The organism is Lentzea waywayandensis (assembly GCF_900115955.1).
In the GTDB taxonomy this organism is placed as follows: domain Bacteria; phylum Actinomycetota; class Actinomycetes; order Mycobacteriales; family Pseudonocardiaceae; genus Lentzea; species Lentzea waywayandensis.
In genome coordinates, this window is sequence record NZ_FOYL01000011.1 from 1 (window position 1) to 21,819 (window position 21,819).

At 64.3% G+C, this 21,819-nt stretch carries 24 protein-coding genes and 1 tRNA gene; 16 read left to right on the forward strand and 9 right to left on the reverse strand.

What is annotated here, in order from left to right; translation table 11 throughout:
* Window positions 1-81: 81 nt before the first annotated feature.
* Both BM417_RS33395 and BM417_RS33400 read right to left on the reverse strand, forming a co-directional pair.
* The gene (locus BM417_RS33395; RefSeq protein WP_093602831.1) at window positions 82-813 is read right to left on the reverse strand and encodes a helix-turn-helix domain-containing protein; all 732 of its coding nucleotides are present in this window, start codon (window positions 811-813) and stop codon (window positions 82-84) included.
* On the reverse strand, window positions 810-1,163 hold the full coding sequence (locus tag BM417_RS33400) for a zinc finger protein (RefSeq protein ID WP_093602833.1): 354 nt from the start codon (window positions 1,161-1,163) through the stop codon (window positions 810-812). The genes BM417_RS33395 and BM417_RS33400 overlap by 4 nt, the downstream gene beginning before the upstream one ends.
* A 266-nt stretch (window positions 1,164-1,429) precedes the next feature.
* Between BM417_RS33400 and BM417_RS33405 the strand changes: the two genes are divergently transcribed.
* From BM417_RS33405 to BM417_RS33430, 6 genes are all read left to right on the forward strand, one after another.
* Entirely contained in the window at window positions 1,430-2,605 is a 1,176-nt protein-coding gene (locus BM417_RS33405; protein ID WP_093602835.1) for a helix-turn-helix transcriptional regulator, read from the forward strand.
* Window positions 2,606-2,620: 15 nt separating this feature from the next.
* A complete protein-coding gene (locus tag BM417_RS33410; protein ID WP_093603345.1) occupies window positions 2,621-3,352 on the forward strand; it encodes a 5-formyltetrahydrofolate cyclo-ligase in 732 nt (243 codons plus the stop codon).
* A 144-nt stretch (window positions 3,353-3,496) separates the two neighbouring features.
* Entirely contained in the window at window positions 3,497-4,351 is an 855-nt protein-coding gene (locus tag BM417_RS33415) for a radical SAM protein (protein ID WP_245822324.1), read from the forward strand.
* A 123-nt stretch (window positions 4,352-4,474) separates the two neighbouring features.
* Window positions 4,475-5,113 (forward strand): AAA family ATPase, encoded by a 639-nt coding sequence (locus tag BM417_RS33420; protein ID WP_245822325.1) that lies wholly within the window; start codon window positions 4,475-4,477, stop codon window positions 5,111-5,113.
* Window positions 5,114-5,115: 2 nt separating this feature from the next.
* Window positions 5,116-5,940, forward strand: coding sequence for a phosphotransferase family protein (locus BM417_RS33425; RefSeq protein WP_245822326.1), 825 nt, complete (start codon window positions 5,116-5,118; stop codon window positions 5,938-5,940).
* Between the two features lie 229 nt (window positions 5,941-6,169).
* Window positions 6,170-7,024, forward strand: a complete 855-nt coding sequence (locus tag BM417_RS33430) for a helix-turn-helix domain-containing protein (RefSeq protein ID WP_177320736.1) — start codon at window positions 6,170-6,172, stop codon at window positions 7,022-7,024.
* A gap of 77 nt (window positions 7,025-7,101) precedes the next feature.
* Here the strand turns inward: BM417_RS33430 and BM417_RS33435 are convergent, their stop codons facing one another.
* Together BM417_RS33435 and BM417_RS33440 are read right to left on the reverse strand one after the other, a co-directional pair.
* The gene (locus tag BM417_RS33435; RefSeq protein WP_245822327.1) at window positions 7,102-8,115 is read right to left on the reverse strand and encodes a tyrosine-type recombinase/integrase; all 1,014 of its coding nucleotides are present in this window, start codon (window positions 8,113-8,115) and stop codon (window positions 7,102-7,104) included.
* Window positions 8,112-8,576, reverse strand: coding sequence for an AbrB/MazE/SpoVT family DNA-binding domain-containing protein (locus tag BM417_RS33440; RefSeq protein WP_245822328.1), 465 nt, complete (start codon window positions 8,574-8,576; stop codon window positions 8,112-8,114). The genes BM417_RS33435 and BM417_RS33440 overlap by 4 nt, the downstream gene beginning before the upstream one ends.
* 420 nt (window positions 8,577-8,996) lie before the next feature.
* Between BM417_RS33440 and BM417_RS47160 the strand changes: the two genes are divergently transcribed.
* The 3 genes from BM417_RS47160 to BM417_RS47165 all read left to right on the forward strand — a co-directional run bounded on the left by BM417_RS47160 (window position 8,997) and on the right by BM417_RS47165 (window position 11,131).
* Entirely contained in the window at window positions 8,997-9,632 is a 636-nt protein-coding gene (locus BM417_RS47160; RefSeq protein ID WP_143138898.1) for a hypothetical protein, read from the forward strand.
* A 145-nt stretch (window positions 9,633-9,777) separates the two neighbouring features.
* A complete protein-coding gene (locus tag BM417_RS50370; RefSeq protein ID WP_093602843.1) occupies window positions 9,778-10,602 on the forward strand; it encodes a suppressor of fused domain protein in 825 nt (274 codons plus the stop codon).
* Window positions 10,595-11,131 (forward strand): hypothetical protein, encoded by a 537-nt coding sequence (locus tag BM417_RS47165; RefSeq protein ID WP_143138899.1) that lies wholly within the window; start codon window positions 10,595-10,597, stop codon window positions 11,129-11,131. The genes BM417_RS50370 and BM417_RS47165 overlap by 8 nt, the downstream gene beginning before the upstream one ends.
* Window positions 11,132-11,499: 368 nt before the next feature.
* On the opposite strand, the gene BM417_RS33450 is transcribed toward BM417_RS47165, so the two are convergent.
* On the reverse strand, window positions 11,500-11,748 hold the full coding sequence (locus BM417_RS33450) for a hypothetical protein (protein WP_177320737.1): 249 nt from the start codon (window positions 11,746-11,748) through the stop codon (window positions 11,500-11,502).
* Between the two features lie 189 nt (window positions 11,749-11,937).
* Here BM417_RS33450 and BM417_RS33455 point away from each other — a divergent pair, with 189 nt between their 5' ends.
* Window positions 11,938-13,497 (forward strand): transcriptional regulator, encoded by a 1,560-nt coding sequence (locus BM417_RS33455; protein WP_245822329.1) that lies wholly within the window; start codon window positions 11,938-11,940, stop codon window positions 13,495-13,497.
* On the opposite strand, the gene BM417_RS33460 is transcribed toward BM417_RS33455, so the two are convergent.
* The 3 genes from BM417_RS33460 to BM417_RS33470 all read right to left on the reverse strand — a co-directional run bounded on the left by BM417_RS33460 (window position 13,498) and on the right by BM417_RS33470 (window position 15,973).
* Window positions 13,498-13,848 carry a signal peptidase I gene (locus BM417_RS33460; RefSeq protein ID WP_093602847.1) on the reverse strand — a complete coding sequence of 117 codons (351 nt, stop codon included), beginning with the start codon at window positions 13,846-13,848 and terminating at the stop codon, window positions 13,498-13,500.
* Window positions 13,845-15,422: a transcriptional regulator gene (locus tag BM417_RS33465; protein ID WP_093602849.1), complete on the reverse strand. Its 1,578-nt coding sequence runs from the start codon at window positions 15,420-15,422 to the stop codon at window positions 13,845-13,847. Before BM417_RS33465 ends, BM417_RS33460 begins: the two co-directional genes overlap by 4 nt.
* A 146-nt stretch (window positions 15,423-15,568) precedes the next feature.
* A complete protein-coding gene (locus tag BM417_RS33470; RefSeq protein WP_093602851.1) occupies window positions 15,569-15,973 on the reverse strand; it encodes a helix-turn-helix domain-containing protein in 405 nt (134 codons plus the stop codon).
* A gap of 166 nt (window positions 15,974-16,139) precedes the next feature.
* On the opposite strand from BM417_RS33470, the gene BM417_RS33475 reads away from it, so the two are divergent.
* The 6 genes from BM417_RS33475 to BM417_RS33500 all read left to right on the forward strand — a co-directional run bounded on the left by BM417_RS33475 (window position 16,140) and on the right by BM417_RS33500 (window position 21,672).
* Window positions 16,140-16,337: a MerR family transcriptional regulator gene (locus BM417_RS33475; protein WP_093602853.1), complete on the forward strand. Its 198-nt coding sequence runs from the start codon at window positions 16,140-16,142 to the stop codon at window positions 16,335-16,337.
* Window positions 16,330-16,668, forward strand: a complete 339-nt coding sequence (locus tag BM417_RS33480; protein ID WP_245822330.1) for a WhiB family transcriptional regulator — start codon at window positions 16,330-16,332, stop codon at window positions 16,666-16,668. Before BM417_RS33475 ends, BM417_RS33480 begins: the two co-directional genes overlap by 8 nt.
* Window positions 16,665-16,997 (forward strand): hypothetical protein, encoded by a 333-nt coding sequence (locus BM417_RS33485; RefSeq protein WP_030475125.1) that lies wholly within the window; start codon window positions 16,665-16,667, stop codon window positions 16,995-16,997. Before BM417_RS33480 ends, BM417_RS33485 begins: the two co-directional genes overlap by 4 nt.
* Entirely contained in the window at window positions 16,994-17,635 is a 642-nt protein-coding gene (locus BM417_RS33490; protein WP_093602855.1) for a hypothetical protein, read from the forward strand. Before BM417_RS33485 ends, BM417_RS33490 begins: the two co-directional genes overlap by 4 nt.
* Window positions 17,632-19,755, forward strand: a complete 2,124-nt coding sequence (locus tag BM417_RS33495; protein WP_093603357.1) for an FtsK/SpoIIIE domain-containing protein — start codon at window positions 17,632-17,634, stop codon at window positions 19,753-19,755. Before BM417_RS33490 ends, BM417_RS33495 begins: the two co-directional genes overlap by 4 nt.
* A 150-nt stretch (window positions 19,756-19,905) precedes the next feature.
* The gene (locus BM417_RS33500; RefSeq protein ID WP_093602857.1) at window positions 19,906-21,672 is read left to right on the forward strand and encodes a recombinase family protein; all 1,767 of its coding nucleotides are present in this window, start codon (window positions 19,906-19,908) and stop codon (window positions 21,670-21,672) included.
* On the opposite strand, the gene BM417_RS33505 is transcribed toward BM417_RS33500, so the two are convergent.
* Window positions 21,651-21,736: transfer RNA gene (locus BM417_RS33505), tRNA-Leu, on the reverse strand. The two genes, BM417_RS33500 and BM417_RS33505, sit on opposite strands and share 22 nt — an antisense overlap.
* Between the last annotated feature and the right edge of the window lie 83 nt (window positions 21,737-21,819).

The following is a 21,819-nucleotide window of genomic DNA, read 5'->3' on the forward strand; positions in this document are numbered from 1 at the left end:
CCGCGACGACATCCACGAAGCCTTCCTCAGCCTGGCCTGCGGCATCATCTGCTGGCGCCGCCTCCGCAACCTCTCATTGAGTTAGGAGTTCTTAGACGTCGCGGCCTTCGGGCTCTGCGCCTTCTGTCGTGCGAGTTCCCGAACGCGACGTACCGCGAACTGGTGAGTGAGCACCGCGCGGAACGTCGGTTCGGCGACTCGCAACGCCAACACCTGTTTGTCGGGCTTCGAGTGACAGGCGGCCCGGACGATCAGCTCGTCCGCGTCGACCTTGTAGATGTGAGCCAGCTCGGCGAGCGTGATCAGGGTGGGCAGTGCGTGCCCGTTCTCGAATGCTGACAGCTCGGTGTTCGAGAGAGTCGGCGCCTTCTCGGCGATCTCGGCCTGACTCGATCCTGACGCGATACGTGCGTCTCGCAGTGCTTTGCCTAGTGCGACGGCGTACGGCTGCTGGGTGGAGAAGTCGCCCAAGGCGCGGTCGATGTCGAGTCCGCGCTCCGCCACCAGTTCCCGGAGGTCGGCGTCGTCGGCTTGCTGGAGGAGTGCACGTGCTCGGTCGACGCGTTCAGTGGACAGCCAGAAGTGATCCTCGGCGGGGACGACGTCCAGATCGGTGCGCCGACCGAGCACGCGTGCCTTCGTGAACCGGCGCAGTTGGTTGAGCAGGTCGACGTGAGCGAGGCACGCCAACTCCGCGAGACGAGCGACGTTGTGTTCGACGGTCACACGTTCTAGGAAAGCCACCAGGACGATGCCGCCTTTGCGGGTCCAGGAGAGGCGTTTGTCCTTGGAGACCCATTCGGTGATCTTCATCGGCGAGCTGTTTGGAGATGGGCGCCCTGGGCGATCAACGTGTCGATGACGAGGTCAAGCACGTCGATCGGGCTGTCGGTACTGGAAGTTGTGGAGGCTCCAGGACGAGGTGAAGACAACGGTCCGCCGTCTTGGCCAGTTCGTGGCCACGGCAGGATGCCTTCGGATTCTCGCCAAGCCAGGTCGCACTCGTTGCACGTCGGCCAGTAGCGAGCATCGTTGGGCCACCTATCGGAACCCGCCGTCACCTCGATGCCGCATAGGGTGTGGCCAACGTGGTTGACGGCTAGTTCCTGCGGTATCGCGTGGCGACCCTCGTCGTGGGGCTGCCATTTGTAGCTTCGAACCATGCCCGATCACTTCCCGTGAACGTCTGCGCTAACAGCGCACCTGATGTCGGCAGTGATCCACGGAAATCGACATAACTGTGGAGAACCAGGGCGGGTATCCAGCCGCGACCCGGCCAGAATCGAGCATCTGGCGCTCCTGCCTGCGTAAACACCGGGATGACCCGACCGGGTGAAAATGAAGTTCTCTTGGAGGAACGGTTGTTCGGCAGGTGTTCCGAGCTAGCCTGTGCAGGCACAATGCGCCGAATTCGCGTCAGAGGAGACCGATGGCGAAGCCGAGGAAAGGGCTAGCCGCCCGCCGCAAGGCAATGGGGTATTCACAGGAGAGCCTGGCCGAGCTCCTGCGAGTCACTCCCGGAACCGTCGGTCGCTGGGAGCAGGGCAAGTCCACTCCGGAGGCCTGGCTCCAGCCGCGCCTCGCGAAGGTGTTGGAGGTGTCCGTTCAAGAACTGATCGAACTCCTGAATCCGCGCGCTGAGTCGCCGGCAGGCGAGACCGCGGACGTGGATCGCCTGGAACGTGCACTCGCGAACCCGTCGAAGGTCGACCTGGTCACGGTGGCGGAACTGCGCCAGCACATCGCCTTGCTGAGCGTCCGGTACGACGGTGAGCGATCGACTGGGCTGCTGGCCGAGGCGGGACAAGCGCTCGGCCAGACCTGTCTGCTGCGCGAACATGCACGCGAGTACCGGGTGAAGCGGGACCTGCTCGCGGCCGAAGCGGAAGCCTCCACCCTGATGGGCCAGTTTGTCTGGGACGCATCTCAGCGTCGCGATCACGATGCCGCGAAGGGGCATTTCACGACTGCGGCTGAAGCAGCGCGCAAGATCAATGATCCGGTGTTGGAAGCCATCGCGCTCCTGCGCACGTCATACGTCGAGCTCTACGGCACCGAAGATCCAGCCGAGGGCCTGGTACTCACCGAACGTGCGGCCGACGTGGCTCGAGGGCACAGCGATGTGTTGACGGGGCTGGCAGAACTACATGCTGCTGAAGCACGCGCGATGCTCGGCGAACGCGTCGCGTGTGAGCGTTCGCTGGAACGAGCGCAAGACCACTTTGGACGAATCTCAGCCGACGAACCCGTTGTGGAGATGTTCTCCGAGACGCAGCACGACCGCCTGGCCGGGTCCTGCTACTTGCGCTTGAACGACGCGCCGAGAGCCCAGTCGACGCTGGAACGGGTTGCTTCCCAAGCGCCGTCCCGCTCCAAGTCGCGCAGCATCGTGCTCGCGAACTTGAGCTTGGCGCATATCCAGCAGCGCGAACTCGACCACGCTGCGGCGGCCCTACACGTCGCGATCGACTGCGTTGAGGCCACATGGGGCGGCGGTGGCCTCAAGGTGATCTTCGGCGTGGCCCAGGAACTCCGTCCCTGGCGGAAGGAACCTGTGGTAGATCAGGTGTATGACCGCCTCTTCACCATGATGGCGGCGTCGTAGAAAGGGTTGCCCGTGGTGAGTCCGGACGAGGCTAAGAACGAGGTTCGCCACCGCGTCTGGGACTTGCTCACCGAACACCGCGCCGCTCAACCTGACGTCCACGGCTCGATCCCGGACTTCGTAGGTGCGGAGCTGGCCGCTCAAAGGCTCTCGGAACTGTCGGTCTGGAAGCGGGCGCGCGTGGTGAAGGCTGTACCCGACAAGCCGCAGGCTACGGTCAGGGTGCTTGGTCTTCAGCAGGGCAAGCTGCTTTACGTTGCGGTGCCCAAGATCGCAGCGGCGAAACCGTTCTACGAGCTCGACCCGGTGAAGCTGCCTGTTTCGCCTGAGGAAGCGGCGGTGCCGAAGAAGGCCGCGTTGTTCGCGAGGACCGTCGACACGGACGAGATGCCCAAGATCGACCTGCTCGTATGCGGGACCGTGGCGGTGAACCGCAGGGGCGTCCGGCTGGGCAAGGGCGCGGGATACGCCGATATCGAGGTCGCCCTGTTGCAGGAGGCAGGGCTGATCAGCGAGTCGACGACGATCGTCACGACGGTCCACGACCTCCAGGTCGTCGATGGCGATCTCCCGGAGACCAGCCACGACTTCTCCGTCGACCTCATCGTCACCCCGACTCAGGTCATCGAGTGCGGACCACCTCGACGGCCTGCCGGGATCCTGTGGTCGGAGCTGGATCCAGGGAAGATCGCCGCCATTCCGGCGCTCGCGGCGCGGGCGGCTCGGCGCCCTGCGTCGGGTCTGTGACTACCTGATCGGCTCAGCGATGTCCTCTGGCTTGGAGTGCCTCCAACAACTACGCAGGTAGTACGGCGGAGCGCGAGAAGCGAGGGGAAACACGTGGGGGCTCAACCTGACCTGCAAACGCGGGTGACGTTCGCATGGCTCGAAGTGACTGGGAAGTGTCAGCTGCAGTGCGATCACTGCTATGCCGACTCTGGCCCGGCTGGTTCGCACGGCGCCATGACTACCGAGGACTGGGGTAGGTCGATCGATCAGCTCGCCGATCTCGGAACGAGGATGGTCCAGTTCATCGGAGGCGAGCCGACTCTGCATCGTGCGCTGCCTGGGCTGGTCCACCATGCCCTTGATCGGGGGCTGAGGGTCGAGGTGTTCTCGAACCTGGTGCACGTCCGTCCGGAGCTGTGGGAGGTCTTCTCGCGGTCCGGCGTCCAGCTCGCCACCAGCTACTACTCGGATGACGCCAAGCAGCACGAGCAGATCACACGAGGTGGGCGCAGTTATGAGCGGACGAGGTCGAACCTCGTAGAAGCCGTTCGGCGATCGATTCCGGTGCGGGTGGGCGTGATCGACGTCGATGAGGAGCAACGCGTCGACGAGGCGGTGGCGCAGCTGAGAGACCTTGGGGTCGGCGGCGAGGTGCGGATCGATCGTCTGCGCCAGGTCGGTCGTGGTGTCCGCGATCGTGGGCCTGACCTGGGTGAACTGTGCGGTCAGTGTGGTGACGGTAGGGTCGCGATCGCACCGGACGGGTCGGTGTGGCCGTGCGTGTTCTCTCGGTGGTTGCCGGTGGGGAATGTGCGGGAGGAGTCGCTCGCCGACATCCTGACGGGATCGAGGATGACGGAGACCGCATCAGTGCTCGCGACGGAGTTCGCTCGGCGGCCTCTGAACCCGTGTGTGCCCAACATGTGTGATCCGCAGTGCGGGCCGAGTTGCAGCCCGGCGTGTCGACCGGCCGGCAACTGCGTACCTACGGGAGCCTGCGCTCCGGACTACGACTGATCGAAGGAACTTCCACCTATGCTCGCCCGCCGCGCCTACATCCCCGAAGAGTCGTTGCCTCGTGGCTCTCGGAGACCGTGGCCGCTTGACGTGCCGTGCGTCGCCCAGCTAGCAGACGAAGGCATGACGTTCGAGCGGCCGGTGACCTTCCTGGTCGGCGAGAACGGCTCTGGCAAATCCACGCTGGTCGAGGCTTTCGCCGAGGCCTGGGGGCTGGACGCGCAGGGCGGGCGGGCCGGGCGGAAGTACGTCAACGACAGGCCGAAGTCAGAGCTCGGTGAGATGGTGCGATTCGACACCACCGCCCTCGGCGCCCGGCACCGCATCGGCCCGCGAACGAAGCGCAAGGGCTACTTCCTGCGTGCCGAGACCGCGTTCGGCTTCATGAACGCGGTCAGCGGCATGAACGGGTACTGGGATGAGGACACGAGCGAGATGAGCCACGGCGAGGGCTTCCTCACCGTGTTCGCCGCGATGTTCCGCGAGCCTGGCTTCTACTTGATGGACGAGCCTGAAGCGGCGCTGTCGTTCCAGTCCTGCCTACGCTTGATGCACCTCATGCACGAGCTGGGTAAGTCGGGGGCACAGATCATCTGCGCGACCCACTCACCGATCCTGGCGTCCACGCCGGACGCCGACATCATCGAGGTGGGGGAGCACGGCTTCCAGCGCTCCAAGTGGGAGGACCTGGCGCTGGTCGACCACTGGCGCCGGTACATGGCCACGCCCGAGGCTTACCTGCGTTACGTCACCGAGGAGTAGCGGTGCACGAGGACCTCAGCGACGCCGACGCCCAGTTCCGCGAATGGATGTGCGAGAACCTCCAGCGCGCTGCGGAGCACTTCGGACTTGATCTCGCTGGCGAGCCGCGGCTCGGCTGGATGGACCGTTCGATCAGTGCGCTCGCCGGCCGTGGTGAGGAGCGGTTCTGGTTGCGGGTGGTGTCGGAGAACAAGCAGTGGATCGACGGCGCCTTCTGGACCGGCAACCTCGACGCCAACATGTTGACCGGGCTGGCCAAACCGCGCGTGCTGGACGTGTTCGAGTGGGAGGAGTACCGGCAACAGCGCGCGGAGGTGCTGACCTTGTTGCCAGGTTCGCCGTGCTCCCGCACCGACGCGCTTCGCGAGCCGATCGACCTGCCGGATGCCTGGTGGGCTGAACTTCGCCGCACGATCGACGCGGTTGCTTGTACGCCGACGGATCGGGTCAACGCGGACCAGGAGTTGGTCAGCAAGCGAATCCGGCAGCGGTTCGGTGATGCCATGACTCCTGTTGTCTCCCAGTGGGAAACGGTGCACGGCGACCTGCACTGGGCCAACCTCATGGGACCGGCCTTCGGCCTCCTCGACTGGGAGTGGTGGGGACGCGGTCCAGCGGGCACGGACGCCGCGACCTTGCTCTGCTACAGCCTGCTCGTCCCGGAGATGGTCGAGCGGGTTCGTTCCGTCTTCGGTGATGTGCTGGAGTCCGAGTCAGGCCGGATTGCCCAGCTCTACGTCGCATCCCGGCTCTTCCGCCGGATCGACAAGGGTGATCACCCGGACCTCGCCGCGGTGCTTTCGACCCACGTCGAAACGCTGACGTGAGCGGCCTCGCGATGGCGTAAACACCCGATCGGGCGACCAGGGGTGTTTCTGCAGGCGAGAGCTAGTAGTTGCGGGATTCGTGCCGGGTCGCTGCGCGATTGGTGAGCTGGTCTGACCTGCGGTGGAGCAGTTGGCTGATTGTGCCTGGCGCAACAGATCCCAGCTACTGCAAGGAATTCCCATGCCGCAGAGATGTTCCACGGCTCGTGGCCGCGAGTTCGGTGAAGGCGTGCGGGCGGCCATCAAGGCCTCCGGGATGCCCGCACGTCGGGTCGCTGAACTCGTCGGCTGGCAGGAGGCGAAGCTGTCGGACTTCCTGAACGGCAAGATCGGGTGCACGGAGACAGAACTTGCCCTTCTGCTGGGAGTTTGTCGCACGCCCGTGGATGAACGTGACCACTTGTTGGCGCTCCGGCCCGCGACCCACGTCAAGGGTTGGTGGCAGAAGCACAGCTTGAGTGCGCCTGAACGGCATCGCACGCTCGTCCAGAACCTCAAGTCGGCCAAGAACCTGACCACGTGGCACCCACACGCGCTCCCGATGTTTCTGCAGTCGGCGGACTATATGCGGGCGACCATCGCTGCTTCTCCGAACGTGCCTGACGAGGAAGCGGACCGACGCCTCAAGGCGGGACAGGAGCTTCAGGAGTTGCTCGTCGGCCGCGGCCTGCAGTGCACCTTCTACGTTCACGAGCAGGCGCTGCATCTGCCAGTCGGTGGCCATGACGTCCACGTCAGCCAGGTGCACCACCTGCTGCTGATGGGTGTTCGTACGAACATCACGATCAAGATCGTGCCGACGGCGGTCGGTGCTCACGCGGGCATGAACGAGGCCTTCACCCGGTTGACCTTCCGAGCGCACGAGCCGCTGATCTTCCTGGAGCACGAATATTCGATGCTCATCGAAGAAGACAGCGGAGCTGTTGAGGCCTACCAACAAGTCGTTCGTGCACTCGACCGAGCCAGCCTGGACGCGGAACAGTCGAAAGCGATGCTGTGCTGCCTTGGGGAGAGCCTCTCCGCCGTCGACTCCACGGGACGTGACGGGTTGCCGACGGCCGTGTTTGTCGACGCGTCCCTCTAGAAAGCGCGAGTTGTAGAACGGGGACTGTCTGTCCATCACGTGATGGACAGACAGTCCCCGTCTCTGTCCGCTGTCAGTTACGCGGCCAGCGGGTGGTGCTCACCGGTGAGCGCGGCCAGCGCTGTGGCGACTTCCTCAAGGGTCGCCCGGACGTAGGTCGTGGTGCTGCCCGCGTCACTGTTGGTGTCGTTGTGCCCGGCGAAAGCACGGGCGACGGCGTAGCCGAAGTGGCGTTCGACCCACGTGAGCGTGGTGTATCGGATCCAGTGCGTGCTGACCCCCTGCTTCGCGGCCCAGGGCAGGCCTTCGCCGACGCGGCCCCAGAGCCGGTCGTAGCGGTGGTAGGTGATCGGGCGGCCGTCCAGGTAGCGGAAGAGGCGTCCGTTCATCGGTGCACCGCGCTGTTCGACGTGCTGGAGCAGGTGCCACATCAGCGTGGGGGAGACCGGTTGCCAGCGCGACGACTCGCCCTTTTCGCGGAGATAGACGAGGCAGTTCTCTTCGTCTAGGTCTTTGGGGCGTAGTGCGAGGGCGCCGCCGCGGCGTGCGGCGGTCTCGGTGTGGAACCGGATGATCAGCGAGTCGAGTTGTGGGTCGTTGCCTCCGGTCGCGACGACGTCGTTGAGTTGGTCCATCTGCTTGCCGGAGAGCGCCCGCCGGTTGCTGGGCTGGCGTCGGGGCTTGGGAACCTTGGCGGCCGGGTTGGAACGTTCGTCGACGAGTTCGTCGTTGACGGCGTGGCGGTAGAGGCAGCGCAACGCGGCGATCAGGTGCTCGGCGGCGGAGTTGCCGTTGCGGGTGTTACGGCGCACGGTCAGGTTCGCCTTGACGTGCTGGACCAGCCGCTGGATGTCGGTGGGCGTGCGGTCGCTTAGCGAGATGTCCGCCCACTGGTCGAGCACGCGGTTCCAATACGGGCTGTAGGCGCGGCGAGTGCCGTCGCTGACGGCCGCCGCCACGACCGGGATGTACTCGCCGAAGGTGGGAGCCAGCGGCTTCACCGAGTTGAGCAGGTCCTCGGCGGTCACTCCCATCCGATCGAGCACCAGGCGCGCGGCGTCGAGCTCAGCCTGGGTCGGTGCACCGGTCACAGGTCCCCACCGCCTTGCAGGGCGGGCAGCACCAGCTGGTCCAGCGCGATGGGTGGGAACACCGTGACCGTCTGGCGGTCGAGGTGGGCGACGAGGAGGACCCGGTCGGCGGACTTTAGGTGTGCTGCTCGACGGGCGTCGGCTGGTAGCCGGACGTGTCCCTGTTTGGTGAGTTTGAAGACGCCGTGCGGGTCGGCGGTGACGGCCAACAGGCCGTCGTGTTCGCGGATGTTCAGCCGGGTTGTGGCGGTCCAGTTCAGTGCGGCGGTCATGTGGCGGTCAGCGACCCGGCCGCGGTCGTCGAGCGTGGCCACGCTGTACAGGACATTGCCCAGCCGCGGTGGCGGTGATACCGGGACGGCGATAAGCGGGAGGGGCTGACCGGCAATGCGGGCGGATGCGCCCCTTGTGTTTCCTGGTGCGGTGTCAGGAACGATGGGGCGGATGAAGGAAATGGTCATCGAACGCCACCTGGAAGTGGCGCTGAAACGCAAAACAGGTGCTCAAGCGTACTTGAGCACCTGCCACGTAGATGTGGCACGTGTGCCACTTTTTCGTGTCCGAGGAGCGACTTGCTCTCTATCCCTACGTCTGCCCATCTAGTACGACGAGCGGATGACCCCGTCCCAGCTGTCCCTGCCGGTGCGAGGCCGGGACAGCGCTCCCCAGGGGTCAAAGTTGTCCTCTACGTGCGTGAACAGGGTGGATGCGCTAGAACGGGACGGGTCCATGAACCCGTCCCGTTCGTCCTGGATACAGCTTGTACGTGGCTTCCTGAGTCCGGCGTCGTGCGGGACAGGTGGCAGGTAGGGAGCTAGATCCGGGGCGGTACGCGGCATAGTCGGCGTGATCAAACGGTTGCCTGGGCGCATAATCCTAGGATGGCAACCGAACGTGCGTCGTCAGATTCTGCGGATAGAGCGACCGAAGACAGGTCGTGGCGGGACCGGCATCCGACCGCCGTTTTCTTGGCTACCTCCATCGTGGTGCCTTTGCTGGCTGCGGCCGCAGCCATCGTGGGGAGCCGTATCGGAGCTGACGGCGCACTAACTGCCGCAATCGCCCAGCAGGAACAATCTCTGAAGTTGGTCCGCGCTGAAGAAGCTCGAAAGAAGCGCGGAGAAGTATATGCGGAGCTAATCGACGCCGCCAATTCATTTGCGGACTTCATTGATAATCTTCGTGCAACGGCTCGGCGTTACGAGGAAGAGGACAGCAGGCGAGCGCCGGGAACCTATGTGCCCAATGATGTGGAAATCAATGATGAAGCGCGTGTTCGGGCAGCCTTTATCAGCAAATTGAACCAGGTTTTTGTCTATGGTAGCGATGAAGGGTATGCAACTGCGGAAGAGTTGCGCACGCTCTTCGGTGACGGTAAGGCGTTGACGCCGGTGAGGCAGCGACTGAATCCAGCTGAAATCGGAATTGAACGACCTGCTTATGATGCAGCGCTTAAGAAGCTTCAGCTACTCATGTGTCGGGAAGTATCCGCTGAACCGCGTCCAAGTTGCCGCTAGTCGCGGCAAAGTGCATTCGTGGGAGTACTGACTGCGGCTCAGGTCTTACCGCCACGTGTCGCCTGTTTGTAACGAAACTCAGGTTAGGTGCGACGGATGAGGCACACGTCGACTTCGAGTCCGAAGGCGGAGGGCTGGCCACGCGATGAATTTGCCGCTCGATGAACTCCACGGCGCGGAGCCTGGTGACGAGGTAATCCGATACTCTCAGGATGATCAGAAATCAGTCGAGGCGCACTATCGGAGATTTTTTGGAGGTCACTACTCTCATGTGTGGCACGAGAGAGTTTCCGTGGGTGTGCATCTAGATATCTACATTTACGGAGCAACACCCGATCGTCCGTACGTTACGCTTGCCACGGTTGGCATGGGGGCCGCTGATGTAACTTGCGAGCACGGTGACGTAGTTGGGCATCCAATAGAACTTGTGACCTACGTCCCTCATGACTGGGATTTTTCTTCTTCTGAGACCCAGTGGCTTATTCGTCGAATTATCGAGGTGGCGCGGTTTCCGCATGAGTTCAAGAAGGTAATGGGAAGACATCACACGTGGTGTGTCTACGACGGTAGAACGGGGCTTGCTGACGCTCTATTTCCTGGATCAAGCTTCACTCACTGGTTCTTTCGCTCCCTTATCGATGAGCCGGACGAAATTGACCACCTCGCGTTGCCAAGTGGACGGTGCGTCAATTTCCTCTGGGCGTACCCGATAACCCGGCATGAGCTGCACTTCGGAGAGCAAGAGAGTGAGCTTATAGAGCTAGAAACTCAGCTGGCGACGTATGCGCCGATACCCATCGATCTTAATCGTCCGTGTCTGTTTTCCTCGGAGAATAGAGAGGGGAGGCGGGCGCGAAAGCGAAATCAGAAGCGGCTCGCAAGGTCCCTGCCTGTATCCCCATGGATGGCGATTCGCTGTGAGTATCCCGGGCATCAGCGTGAATCGTCTGATGGTGAGAGCAGTGAATGAGCTATGGAACATCCCAAGTTTTGTTGTGAGCGCAGTGCTGGGTGCTGTATCTGGCGGGCTAATGAGCATAGTGATCGGGGCGAGGAAAGCGGAGCGGGAAGAAAAAGGTAAGCGACGAGTAGAAGCAAGGGTGGCGCTAGTTAAAGCCATCAGGGCTTATCGTCATGACTATAAAAAGGCTCGGCTTCTGCGCTTGGAGAATCAGGCTGTCGCAAGTGAGGACCTGTTCTCTTCTGCTTTAGGGCTCGCCAGTTCGGCCAATGCGCTTGCTCAGTTTCTTTCTTTTTTTGGGCGTACGCTTTTGCGGAGAAGAGTAGCGTCTGTTGTTGGTGTTGAGATGCTCAGTCTTGCTGAATTGCAGGTTGACGGCAAGGATGAGGTTTCCGTAGCGGCACTTCATATGGTCGCTGAAAGATGTCGTGCTGACCCAAGGGAATCTATGCGTCTGCTCGTCGAGGTAGATCCGGCAGACCTCTTTTGGGATGACTTACTTCGGCGGATCGAGCGACTATCTCGGAAATATTCTTGATTCCGTGTGGCTATTGGTGTCGTGATTTAGGTTTGAGTTGGTCTTTTGGCCTAGGGAGCATAGGGGCGTGCCACTCGACGCACCTGGTGCAACCTGGAGCGCAGTGACCACACAGCCAACTTACGCATCGCTCACGTGCCTGAAAGATCCGCTCGTGATCCTCGTCAGCCTGTGGTGTACGACCTTCGATCCTCATCGCAGATCACCTTGGCGGCGTGTCGTGTCAGATGCTCGGTGCCGTGCTTGATCAGGTGAAACTCTGCGGACAGCCGTGCGTGCGATGACTTCGCCATACACGACGGTGATGACCACCGCGAGAACCGCCATCAGGATCGTGTCGAGTCCGCAGATGCACAGTGCTCCGGGCGTCATCGGTGCTGCTCCTGGCGATCGGCGAGCGCGCGAAGCTGCTCCGACAGCATTGAGGAGAAGTTCTCGGCACCTCGCGGGAGGAAGCCAATCAGCACCGGGCACGGACTGCCGGGGAGCGTGACGTAGATCAGGTCATCGTCACCGAGGTGCGCCTCGATCGGTGTGCTTGACCGGACCACGGTGACCACGTATCCCGAGCCGAGAAGTCCCTCGGTTGCCGGGTGTCGTTCGCCGGGGGTAGTCACGTGACCTCCGTTGAGAGGTGTCCGGCGGCGCTGAGGCGGACAGGAGGTGTCCACGCCGCCGGACGGCTCGGGGGACCGCTTGTGAGCGACCCATGTCAAACTGAAATCAACGTCTCATCAGCACTTGGTCAGCGGAACGACCTGGCGGCGACATGTAGACGACATGGGCGAATCGGGAGGTGGGACGGCGTGCGGACGTTCCGGACGGTCCTGGAGCAGAAGATTCGGGAACGGCGTGAGACTCTCCAGGAGTTCATCGACTTCGCCGAGGTGTTCGCGCGTGAGCACAACGAGCCGGGGACGATCGGCAAGCGTCATCTTCAGCGGCTCATCGCTGGCCGGAAGGCCTCTGGGGAACCGCTTGGGCCGACTGTTCAGCCGGCGACCGCGCGCTTGCTGGAACGGATCTTTGAGGTAGGGATCGACGACCTGTTGTCGCAGCCGAAGCCATCCGAGATCGTCGGTCGGCAACGACCGGAACGGGACGCGGTCGAGTTGGCTGCTGCTCTTGACTGGCTCGATGAACGTGCAGGCTGGAAGTCAGGAACGAGCCGTTTGAAGGTGCGTGCGAGGCTTGATGCGCTCGACCTGGGGGCGCTGCTGGACCGGGGAGCGCGGCGGGCGAGGGTTGGGCGAACGGCGTTGGCTCGCGCGCTCGTCGAGTACTACGGCGACCAGGGCATCTACCGGGCGATCTGTGCGGACGCCGAGATCTTGACCAGCGTTGTAAGCCGTGCGGAATGGCTCGACCTGGCCTGTCCGCTCGGCGGTGCCCGGGGTGAGCTGACGCTCGCTGAGGAGACGGGCGACCACCGGGCACTGGACGAGGTCGAGGCATCGGCGGCCCTGTCGCGGCTGGCAGAGTCTGTCGCGCTCGGCGTGCGGTTCGCCAACCTACCGCTGTATCGCCTACGAAGCGTTGACGTTGGTCCAGGGCGGGTGCGGGGGCGCGTCGGCATCGTGCCGTTCGTCGAGTACGCGCTGACGGCCGATCTCCTCGAACGAGAACTGATCGATGCCGTCGGAGTCGGAAGTATTGCCCGACGAACTCCGTTGCGGGACAGGCGATTGCCGAGCCTCGACGCGGTACACGACCTGTCCGGTCGCGTGTGTGCCGGTGGTGTTCTGGCTCTGTGTGCGATCGCTCGGCCGCATGATCAAGTCCGCGGTTCGGCAGACTACGCCCTGCTGGTGCAGGAGCGTTCCAGCCAGGTGCTGAACGCCGCTGGGCGGCTCGCGGTGATCCCGAAGGGCTTCCACCAGCCGCTGACCGATGTGCGAGCTGAGACGGCGGTGGGCGCGACGCTCCGGCGAGAGCTTGAAGAGGAGTTGTTCGGCCGTCACGACGTCGATACGACGGTGGGTGACGCGCGCTCGGCGGCACCGATGCATCCGAGTCGACGGTCGGAGCCGATGAAGTGGCTGACCGGGGCACCGGGGCGGTTGCGGATGGAGTGCACCGGTTTCGGGCTGAACCTCGTCAGCGGGAACTACGAGTTCGCGAGCCTCGTCGTGATAGAGGACGAGGAGTTCTGGCACCGGTTCGGCGGACAGGTCGAGGCCAACTGGGAAGCAAGCGGACTGCGGCTGTACTCCAGCCTCGACGGCGGCCTGGTGAGCGAGTTGATCTCGCAAGAGGCCTGGAGCAACGAGGGGCTGTTCGCGTTGCTCCAGGGCCTGCGTCGGCTGAGCGAGATCGGCGGCGACCGCGTCAGCCTGCCGCCGGTCGAGTGGCGGCTCGGTGACTGATCACGTCTGGGACGGCCAGCGCACCGTCATGACAACCGAGTCCTCTACGGCTTCCCACGAGTGGTCAATCCCAGGACCCCACATCACGTAGTCACCTTGGCGCGTCATCGCCGCGCTTCCCTCGGTGAGGTCAACGCGGAAGTTCCCTTGTACCAACAAAACCAGGGTCGTTCGCTGGTCGTCTGAAGTCCACTCGACACGCTTGTCTCCGGCGGGGTGATTGAACCACTTCACCTCGACGTCCTTCGACGACCGCACACCCTCTGATGGGTCGATGAAGTGTCCGACTAGCCAGCCGCGCGTGGCGCTTCCGTCCTCCGCAGCGTTGCCCTGGCTCCAGTTCGCGGTCACCGTATCTCCCATTCGATCGTTGGCACGTTCACGCGGCTACCGCCGATCTCTTTGAGTCGGCGAAGCCCTTGCAGGAGCGCGAACAGGCCCTCGTTGCTCCACGCCGTGTCGGCCGCGAGCTCCTCGACGAGCTCGGCATCGGCACTGGAGTACTGGCGAAGGTTCGCCGTCTCCCAGTTGGCCTCGATCTGCCCGCCGTAGCGCTGCCAGAACTCCTCGTCGTCAACGACGATCAGGCTCGGGAACTCGAAGTTCCCGCTTACGAGGTTCAGCCCGAAGCCGGTGCACTCCATCCGCAGACGACCCGGTTCGCCGAGGAGCCAGCGCATCGGCTCGGAAAGGCGGCTCGGGTGCATCGGATCGGCACTGCGTTGGTCGCCCACCGTGTTGTCGATGTCGTGGCGGCCGAACAGCTCCTCTTCCATCTCGCGTCGGAGCGTCGCGCCCACTTGAGCGTCGGCCCGGAAGTCCACCAGCGGCTGGTGAAAGCCCTTCGGGATCACGGCAAGCCGACGCGCGGCGTTGATGACGTGACCTGAGCGCTCCTGCACCAGGAGAACGTAGTCTGCCGGGCCTCGGAACGGGTCGGCTGGTCGAGCGAACGCGCACAGCGCGAGCGTGCCGCCTGCGGTGAGACGTCCGCCGACGTCCAGCACGGTGTCGAGGTCCGGCAAGTAGCGGTCACGAAGTGGAAGTTCGCCCGCGCGCACGCCGCCGGCCAGCGCGTCGACCAGCTCACCTTCGAGGAGATCCATCGTCACGATGTACTCGACGAACGATGAGACTCCGACCGTGCCGCCGAGCGACTCCCTGTGCATGTCGACGCCAAGTAGGCGGTACAGCGGCATGTTGACGAAGCGGATGCCGAGCGCGAGCGACTCGGCCAGACGCTGAGTGGCCTGGTCGAACGCCTCCTCGTCGAGAGAGACCGGCGCGGCACCGGCCGCGCGCATCAGCTTGAGACGGTCATGAGTCGCGATCAGCGGACAGTTGAGGTCGAGCCAGTCGGAGCGTGTGAAGACGCTCGTGTCGGCTTCGACGTCGCCGAACCGGGCGGCATATCGGCCGTAGCCATCGGAACCACGGCCGTAGTAGTCCGCGAGAGCCTGCGCGACCTTGCGCTGATCAACGCGTCCGCGACGACTTCCCCTGTCCTGCAAGGAATTCACGTCGACCTGTGCGAGCCGTGATGCGACCGCGCGGCGAGCGGTTCCGGGCTCGCGCGTGCCGCGCTCGTCGAGCCAGTCGAGTGCGGCGACGATGTTCGGATCGGAGGCGAGCCGCTGTTCGGCCTCGGTCGCCGCCTTGACTGGGGCTGCCTCGGTCGCGGTGGGGGACGTGCTGGTGCCCTGTAGCTCGGCGAAGCGTGCCTGAACGTCTGCGGGCGCTCGATCGAGCGCGGTGTCCAACATCTGCTGGATCTCAGACTTGGGTCGTGAGCTGGGCTTTTGGTGCCAGTAGCCGACCGTTCGCGGGTGGACGTCGAGGTACTCGGCGAACGCCTCCTGGCTGAGCCGCAGAGCGTCTTGCAACATGCGCGCGTCCGCACCGGTCCAACCGTTGGTCAAGCTCATCTCGTCGCTACCCCCGAAGCGCGATTTGCAGGAAACTTGCTGCGGTTTTGTGGTGGAGTTGCATAGGTCTTGCATGGGATTCGGAGCGATTCCGCAGTGAAATTAGTGCCATGGAAAACAGCCGCTCCACCAGCAGGAACACCGCGCTAACGACGACCGCGGACATGCTTCGCCACTTCCGCGACCTGACCCATTACCGATGCGATATCCGATTTGAGAGCGTCAAGCCGATCGGTGATGTCTTCGAGTCGCTCTTCGACCCGGTCCATTCGAGTCCACAGGGTGTCGGCAAGGTCCACCACGGGGTCGCCGACCTCGGGAGGCGTGCGCCCCCGCAACACGGCGTCCAGGTGCAGCGGGTGCCAACCCAGCGCTGTGGACAGGGATTCCAGGGTTCGAGGGCTCCGCCGGCGCTCCACGAGGTTGTGCTGAATCTCGCGGACGATCGCGAGCGATACGTGCGACCGCTCGGCGAGTTCCTTCTGTCGCAATCCCAGCTCGTCCACCCGCTGGTTGATCGCCTTGGCGACTGCCGCCCAATCCTCCGACACGTATTCCTCCGCGCTCCGCCTCGGCGCTGAGATTAGTCACTGTTTCGAGCGCTGCGGCGTGACACGGCGTTTCACGCGCCGTTTGCGACCTTGCATGTCTTGACGAGTGTTGATATCAGCACTCATGAAACTGAAATCATCATTTCTCGCAGAAAGGCTATTCCTCATGCGTACTTCTCTGTCTTCCTCCGCTCACACCATCCGTGAGACCGCGTGGCTCCTCGGCGTCGACCGGTCCGAGGTCTGCCGTGCCATCCGACTCGGCAAGCTGCACGCCGAACGTCGGCGCGGCCAGACCGTCATCCCCGTGAGCGCACTCCTGCCGCTGCTCGCCAACGCCGGTCCGGGGGTGCTCCGTGACTGACGACCGACTGATCGGCATCGCGTGGTCGCTGGACCGCCTGCGCTGGGTGCCGACCGACCAACTCGCCGAGCTGGTCGAACGCGACGGCCTGTGCATGTGGGCGTTCACGAACGAGCCACCCGACGCTGGCGAAGAACTGACCGATCACGAACTCGCCGCGCGCACCTGTGCCGGGTGCCCCGTGCAAGACGAGTGCCTGGAACTGGAGCTGCGCACGGCCGGAGAGAAGACCACCGGTGTATGGGGTGCGCTCACCGACGACGACCGGCGCGAGCTGTACCCGCACTGGCTCCGACGCGGCGAACGCTTCGAGAGGGGGCCGCGTTCATGAACGCACTCACCCTCACCCCGACTCAGATCATGGCCGCTGTAGGCGCGCTGCTGGTCCTGGTGCTCGTGTGGCGAACGGCGTCCCGTCGCGCGAAAGCTGCGGCGAGCGCGGCACGCACGGGAGCGCGGTTCGCCTCGCTCGCCGGGCGCGTGCTGTTCAACGCCGCGCTGATCGTCGTGGCGCAGTGGATCGTGATCACCCAACAGGGAAGCGGTTGGCTGCTCGTCGCGGTGCTCGCCGTGCCAGCGCTGTTCGCGTCGTACACCCTGACCAAGGCCCTGACCGTGACGACGTACGAGCCTCGTCGCCGAGGCGGTGAACGGCGATGAGTGAACCGATCGAGCGCGTAGCGGTACAGGTCGATCGATTGTGCTGGACCGGCATTCTGCTCGGGCTGGCGTTCACGATGACCAACGTTCAGCAGTTCGCGGCGGCCGGTTCTCCGGTGTGGTCGCTCGCCTGGTGCGCTGCGTGGCTGCTCGACCCGATGGTGTCGCTGGTGCTCCTGGCGATCCTTCGAGCCGAGCAAGTCACGGCCAGACACGGCATCCGCATGGGTGGCTGGGTGCGGGCGGCGAAGTGGTTCACGCTCGGCGCGACATACGTCATGAACACCTGGAGCGCGTACGCCGCCGGATCAGCTGCGCTGGTGGTGCTGCACTCGGTTCCTCCGCTCGTCGTGTTCGTCGCCGCCGAAGCGGTGACCGACCTTCGGGACAAACTCGGCTCGGCGGTCGCCGCGTTCACGGCCGAACCGGCGGAACCGGCGGCTTCGCCGAGTCCTCGGCGGAAGGCGCAGAAGCGCGCGAATCCAAGGACTTCCTTTGACGACTACCTCGCGGTTGCCAGAGCGGCTCGCACGCCGGACGTGACGGTCACTCCCGCGTGGGTGCGTGAGGTGACGGAGTGCTCGCGTGGCCTGTCGTCGAGGCTGGCTACGGCGCTGAACGCCGAGGTGCCGTCATGACCGGCGAGATGGTTCCGGCGGGACCGGTGTTCGAAGGCGAACTCGTCGACGACCAGGCGGCCGAGGTTCAGCCGCCGCACGCTCACCGGGTGGCGGGCTGGTGGCAGCGGTCGCGGTTCGTTCCGGCTGCGTTGAAGTCACGGCAGGCGCTCGGATACGCGGCCAAGGACGGGCTCGTGTGGCTGGCGCGGTCGCCATTCCGCCTCGTCCGAGCCACCTTTCGTGGCCTGGTGGTCGCCGTGCGCGGTTGGCGGCGATGGGTGCGAGTGCACGACTATCGCGAGGCGGCCGAGCAGTCCGAGAAGCTGGCGGACAAGTTCGCCGAGATCCGTGGACTGACGTTGTTCCGGTGGAAGGTGACCGGTGCTGTAGCCGTCGTTTCCCTTGTCTCGCTTGCGATCCTCGATCTCGTCTACGGGCACCGGGTGTTGTGGATTGCCGGCGTCGTCGGCTCGGCGACGCTGGCGATCCTCGGTAGACAGAAGGACGGGAACCCTGGGCGAAAGGCTGCTCTTGCCGGGCCGCGCTCGCTCGCGTGGACGATGGACCCACAGATCCTGGTGGACGCATTCCGCGACGCGAAGCTGATCGGCAAGGACGAAAGCCTGCGTCTCGTCGAGCGGGCGAAGCACCAGGGCGGGGGATGGGCGGTTACCGTCGATCTCCCCGCCACCCGCAAGGCGGCCGACGTCGTGAAGCATCGGGAAGACCTTGCGTCGGCGCTGGCGGTTGATGAGATCCAACTCAGTGTCGAGCGGGTGCGAGGCAACGGTGGGCACGCCGGACGCGTCGCGATGTGGGTTGCCGATGAGGACCCGTACGCCAAGCCGCCGTTTCGGACGCCGTTGCTGGCGGTCGAGCGGTGGGACGCGTGGCGGCCGGTGCCGTTCGGCACGGACGCGCGCGGCAGGCGGATCACGCTGCCGCTGGTGTGGACGTCGCTTCTGATCGGCGCGCTTCCCAGGCAGGGCAAGACAATGGCCGAACGGTTGGCGGCCGCGGGCTTGATCTTGGACCCGCATGTTCGGCTGTACGTCGCCGACTTCAAGAACGGCAAGGACTGGAAAGCCGCCGAGAAGGTCGCCCATCGATTCATGGCGGGCGACGACGCCGAACACGTGCTCGCGTTCCTGGACTGGCTCGTCGAGCTGGTCGCCGACGTCCAGAACCGCTACCGGCGGATGCAGGATCTCGACGACGTCACCTGTCCCGAGTCGAAGGTGACACCGGACATGTCCCGTGATCAGTCGCTCGGAATGCCGATCACGGCGTTGATCGTGGACGAGGTCCACATCGCACTGGAGGACCGAACTCCCGTTGAGGTGCAAGGGAAGAAGCTCACGGCGGGGGAGTACATCGGTGAGTTGCTGACCTGGCTCGCGAAGAAAGCGCCGGCCGCAGGGATCATCCTCGTTCTGGCGACCCAGCGACCGGACAGCAAGACCATCCCGACCAAGCTGCGTGCTGTGCTCGGCTCTCGCTTCGCCCTGCGCGTCATGGACTTCCGTGACAGCAACATCATCCTCGGCGAGCAGATGAACACGCGCGGATACGACAGCAGCCGCCTACTTCCATCCCATCGCGGCGTGGGCATCCTGCGGCCGGACGGCGAGACCCAAGCCGGTGCCGACGTACTCGCGCTGACTGTGCGGACCTACTACATGCCCAACGAGGACTGGCGGGAGATCTGCGAGCGCGGCCGTGCCCTGCGGGAGGCAGAAGGGACGCTGAGCGGACACGCGGCAGGACACGACGTTCCGCCGATGCTCGACCGCTCGGCGGCTGCCAAGGCAATCGGAACCGGCACCGTGGCGAGCCTGGCCGAGGTCGAGCTACCCGAACCGTTGGCGTCAGTCGTCGACTACCTCGGCGACGACGTGAACACGCGGGACTTCGTACCGACCGCCGAACTCGCCGAGGCGCTCGAAGTCGAGGTAACCGCGCTCGGCGTCGACATGGGCGAGCTGGGTTGTCGGCCGACACGCCAGTACGTCCCGACCGACGAGGGCACCCGACGCGTACGCGGCTACCTGGTAGCCGACCTGCGTGCGGCGGTCGAGCGTATCGCTGCTGATGATGAAATCGACACTTCGGGCGAAGTTGACGGGGTCCGATCGTGATCGCCGACGAGCCGTCGAGCGGCGAACTCAAGTTCAACCCACCTGCCGAACTACCTGTCCTCACCAGGGAGGTAAGTCGCATACTGCTAGACATACTGATCAGAGTGACCGAGGTCGAGGCCCTCGACGGGCCTCGGGAAAGGGGGATGGATGACTGTTGAAATCAGTCGAGATCCGTGGGCAGCGTTCGACGAGCTGCTGGGTATTGAGGTCGTCGAACCGCTCGGTGAAGGGGTCAGGCCGGTTGCGTTCAGCGGCCGTTGCTCGACCGAGGACAACCAGGACCCGAAGACGTCGCGGGCCTGGCAATACGGCAACGCCGAGAAGCTCGTTGAACCGCTCGGTGGGGTGGTCGTCGAGGAGTTCTTCGATATCGGGCAATCCCGGTCGGTTCCCTGGGAGCGACGTCCCGAAGCCTCTCGTCTGTTGGACGCGTTGAAGGACCCAGACCGGGGCTGGAGCGCGATCGTGGTGGGTGAGGGGACGCGGTGTTGGTTCGGGAACCAGTTCTCTTTGGTCGCCCCAAAATTTGCCGCCTACGGTGTGGATCTGTGGGTGCCAGAACTCGGCGGCAAGTACGACGCGCGGAACCCCTCCCACAAGATGCTGATGAGCATGCTCGGCGGCATGAGCGAGTCGGAGCGTCAGCACGTACAGGCTCGTGTCCGAGCCGCCATGGACGCGCAGGTCCTGAACGAGGGGAGGCACCAGGGCGGTCGAGCGCCGTACGGGTACACGGTCGTTGACGGTGGACCGCACCCGAACCCGAGGAAAGCGGCAGAGGGCTACAGGTTGCGTGTGCTGGCGATCGACGAGCCGAGCGCGCAGGTCGTACAGCGGATCTTCGCCGAGTACCTGACCGGTGAAATGGGAGACCGGGCGATCGCGAACGGCCTCAACAGGGACGGGATTCCGTGCCCGTCGGCTCGGCGACCGGATCAGAACCGGCATCGGCTCGCAGACGGCTGGCAGGGCAGTACCGTTCGCGCGATTCTGGAGAACCCCCGTTACACGGGCTTTGCGTTCTTCGGGCGATGGACTCGACAGGAGGTGCTGCTCGATCCGGACGACGTCGGTGCGGGGCACGTGGTGCGCTTCCGGAAGGCCGCGCCTGATCGTGTGGTGCGTTCTCGAAAGAAGGCACACCCGCACGTCGTGGAGGTCGAGGAGTTCGTGCAGGCGCAGTTGCTGCGGAAGTCCCGGGGTGCGGGTGGGTTTACCGCCGGGAAGAAGCTGGTACGTGGTCCTAAGAAGCAAACGAAGAGGGCCTACCCGCTCCGTGGGCGGGTGAAGTGCGGATATTGCAAACGCCGGATGGAGGGAACGCCGCGCGGTCCTCGGACCTACTACCGCTGTGCGCTCCGAACGATGGTGCCTGGTTCACCCGCACTCGACGGCCATCCGACCAATGTGTACCTGCCGGAAGCTGCGGTGATCGAGCGGTTTAACGAGTGGATTGATCGACTCTTCGATCCGGTCAACGTCGACAGGACTGTTTTGGACCTGCTGGCGTCGCAGGATGGTGGAGACGCCGGAACTACCAGCCACGTCGGTGCCAAACAGCGGCTCGCCGATGCGGAAGCGAAGTTGCGCCGATTCCAGGACGCGATCGCCGCCGGTGTCGATCCGCTGGCTCTGGTCGATGCGATCAACGAAGCACAAGCGAAGCGCGCGGCAGCTCAGGCTGAGCTGAATGGGACACCGAAACGCACTGCGCGGGTCGCCGCCGATGTCTACGCCATGATTGATTCGCTCGGCGACGTGAAGAAGGTAATCAGGCAGGCGGACCCCGCCGAGCTGCAAAGACTGTACGAAGCGCTGAACGTGGAGATCGTGTACAACGCAACGGGCCGGATGCTCGATGCGAGCATCCGGCCCGTTGGTAGGGATAAAGCTGGTGTCCGAGGGGGGACTTGAACCCCCACCCCCTTTCGGGGACTAGCACCTCAAGCTAGCGCGTCTGCCATTCCGCCACCCGGACGTATTTAGTTCTGCCTCGGCTCGCGCCGTGGTGTGTCCATAGGTTACATGATCGTCGGTGCACGCCAAAATCGGGGCGCGGTG

Excerpts from the sequence above, each read along its gene's own strand:
- BM417_RS33395 (WP_093602831.1), bottom strand. The coding sequence starts at position 813 with ATGAAGATCACCGAATGGGTCTCCAAGGACAAACGCCTCTCCTGGACC.
- BM417_RS33400 (WP_093602833.1), bottom strand. The coding sequence starts at position 1,163 with ATGGTTCGAAGCTACAAATGGCAGCCCCACGACGAGGGTCGCCACGCG.
- BM417_RS33405 (WP_093602835.1), top strand. The coding sequence starts at position 1,430 with ATGGCGAAGCCGAGGAAAGGGCTAGCCGCCCGCCGCAAGGCAATGGGG.
- BM417_RS33420 (WP_245822325.1), top strand. The coding sequence starts at position 4,475 with ATGACGTTCGAGCGGCCGGTGACCTTCCTGGTCGGCGAGAACGGCTCT.
- BM417_RS33440 (WP_245822328.1), bottom strand. The coding sequence starts at position 8,576 with ATGACCATTTCCTTCATCCGCCCCATCGTTCCTGACACCGCACCAGGA.
- BM417_RS47160 (WP_143138898.1), top strand. The coding sequence starts at position 8,997 with ATGGCAACCGAACGTGCGTCGTCAGATTCTGCGGATAGAGCGACCGAA.
- BM417_RS50370 (WP_093602843.1), top strand. The coding sequence starts at position 9,778 with ATGAATTTGCCGCTCGATGAACTCCACGGCGCGGAGCCTGGTGACGAG.
- BM417_RS33465 (WP_093602849.1), bottom strand. The coding sequence starts at position 15,422 with ATGAGCTTGACCAACGGTTGGACCGGTGCGGACGCGCGCATGTTGCAA.
- BM417_RS33475 (WP_093602853.1), top strand. The coding sequence starts at position 16,140 with ATGCGTACTTCTCTGTCTTCCTCCGCTCACACCATCCGTGAGACCGCG.
- BM417_RS33485 (WP_030475125.1), top strand. The coding sequence starts at position 16,665 with ATGAACGCACTCACCCTCACCCCGACTCAGATCATGGCCGCTGTAGGC.
- BM417_RS33490 (WP_093602855.1), top strand. The coding sequence starts at position 16,994 with ATGAGTGAACCGATCGAGCGCGTAGCGGTACAGGTCGATCGATTGTGC.
- BM417_RS33495 (WP_093603357.1), top strand. The coding sequence starts at position 17,632 with ATGACCGGCGAGATGGTTCCGGCGGGACCGGTGTTCGAAGGCGAACTC.
- BM417_RS33500 (WP_093602857.1), top strand. The coding sequence starts at position 19,906 with ATGACTGTTGAAATCAGTCGAGATCCGTGGGCAGCGTTCGACGAGCTG.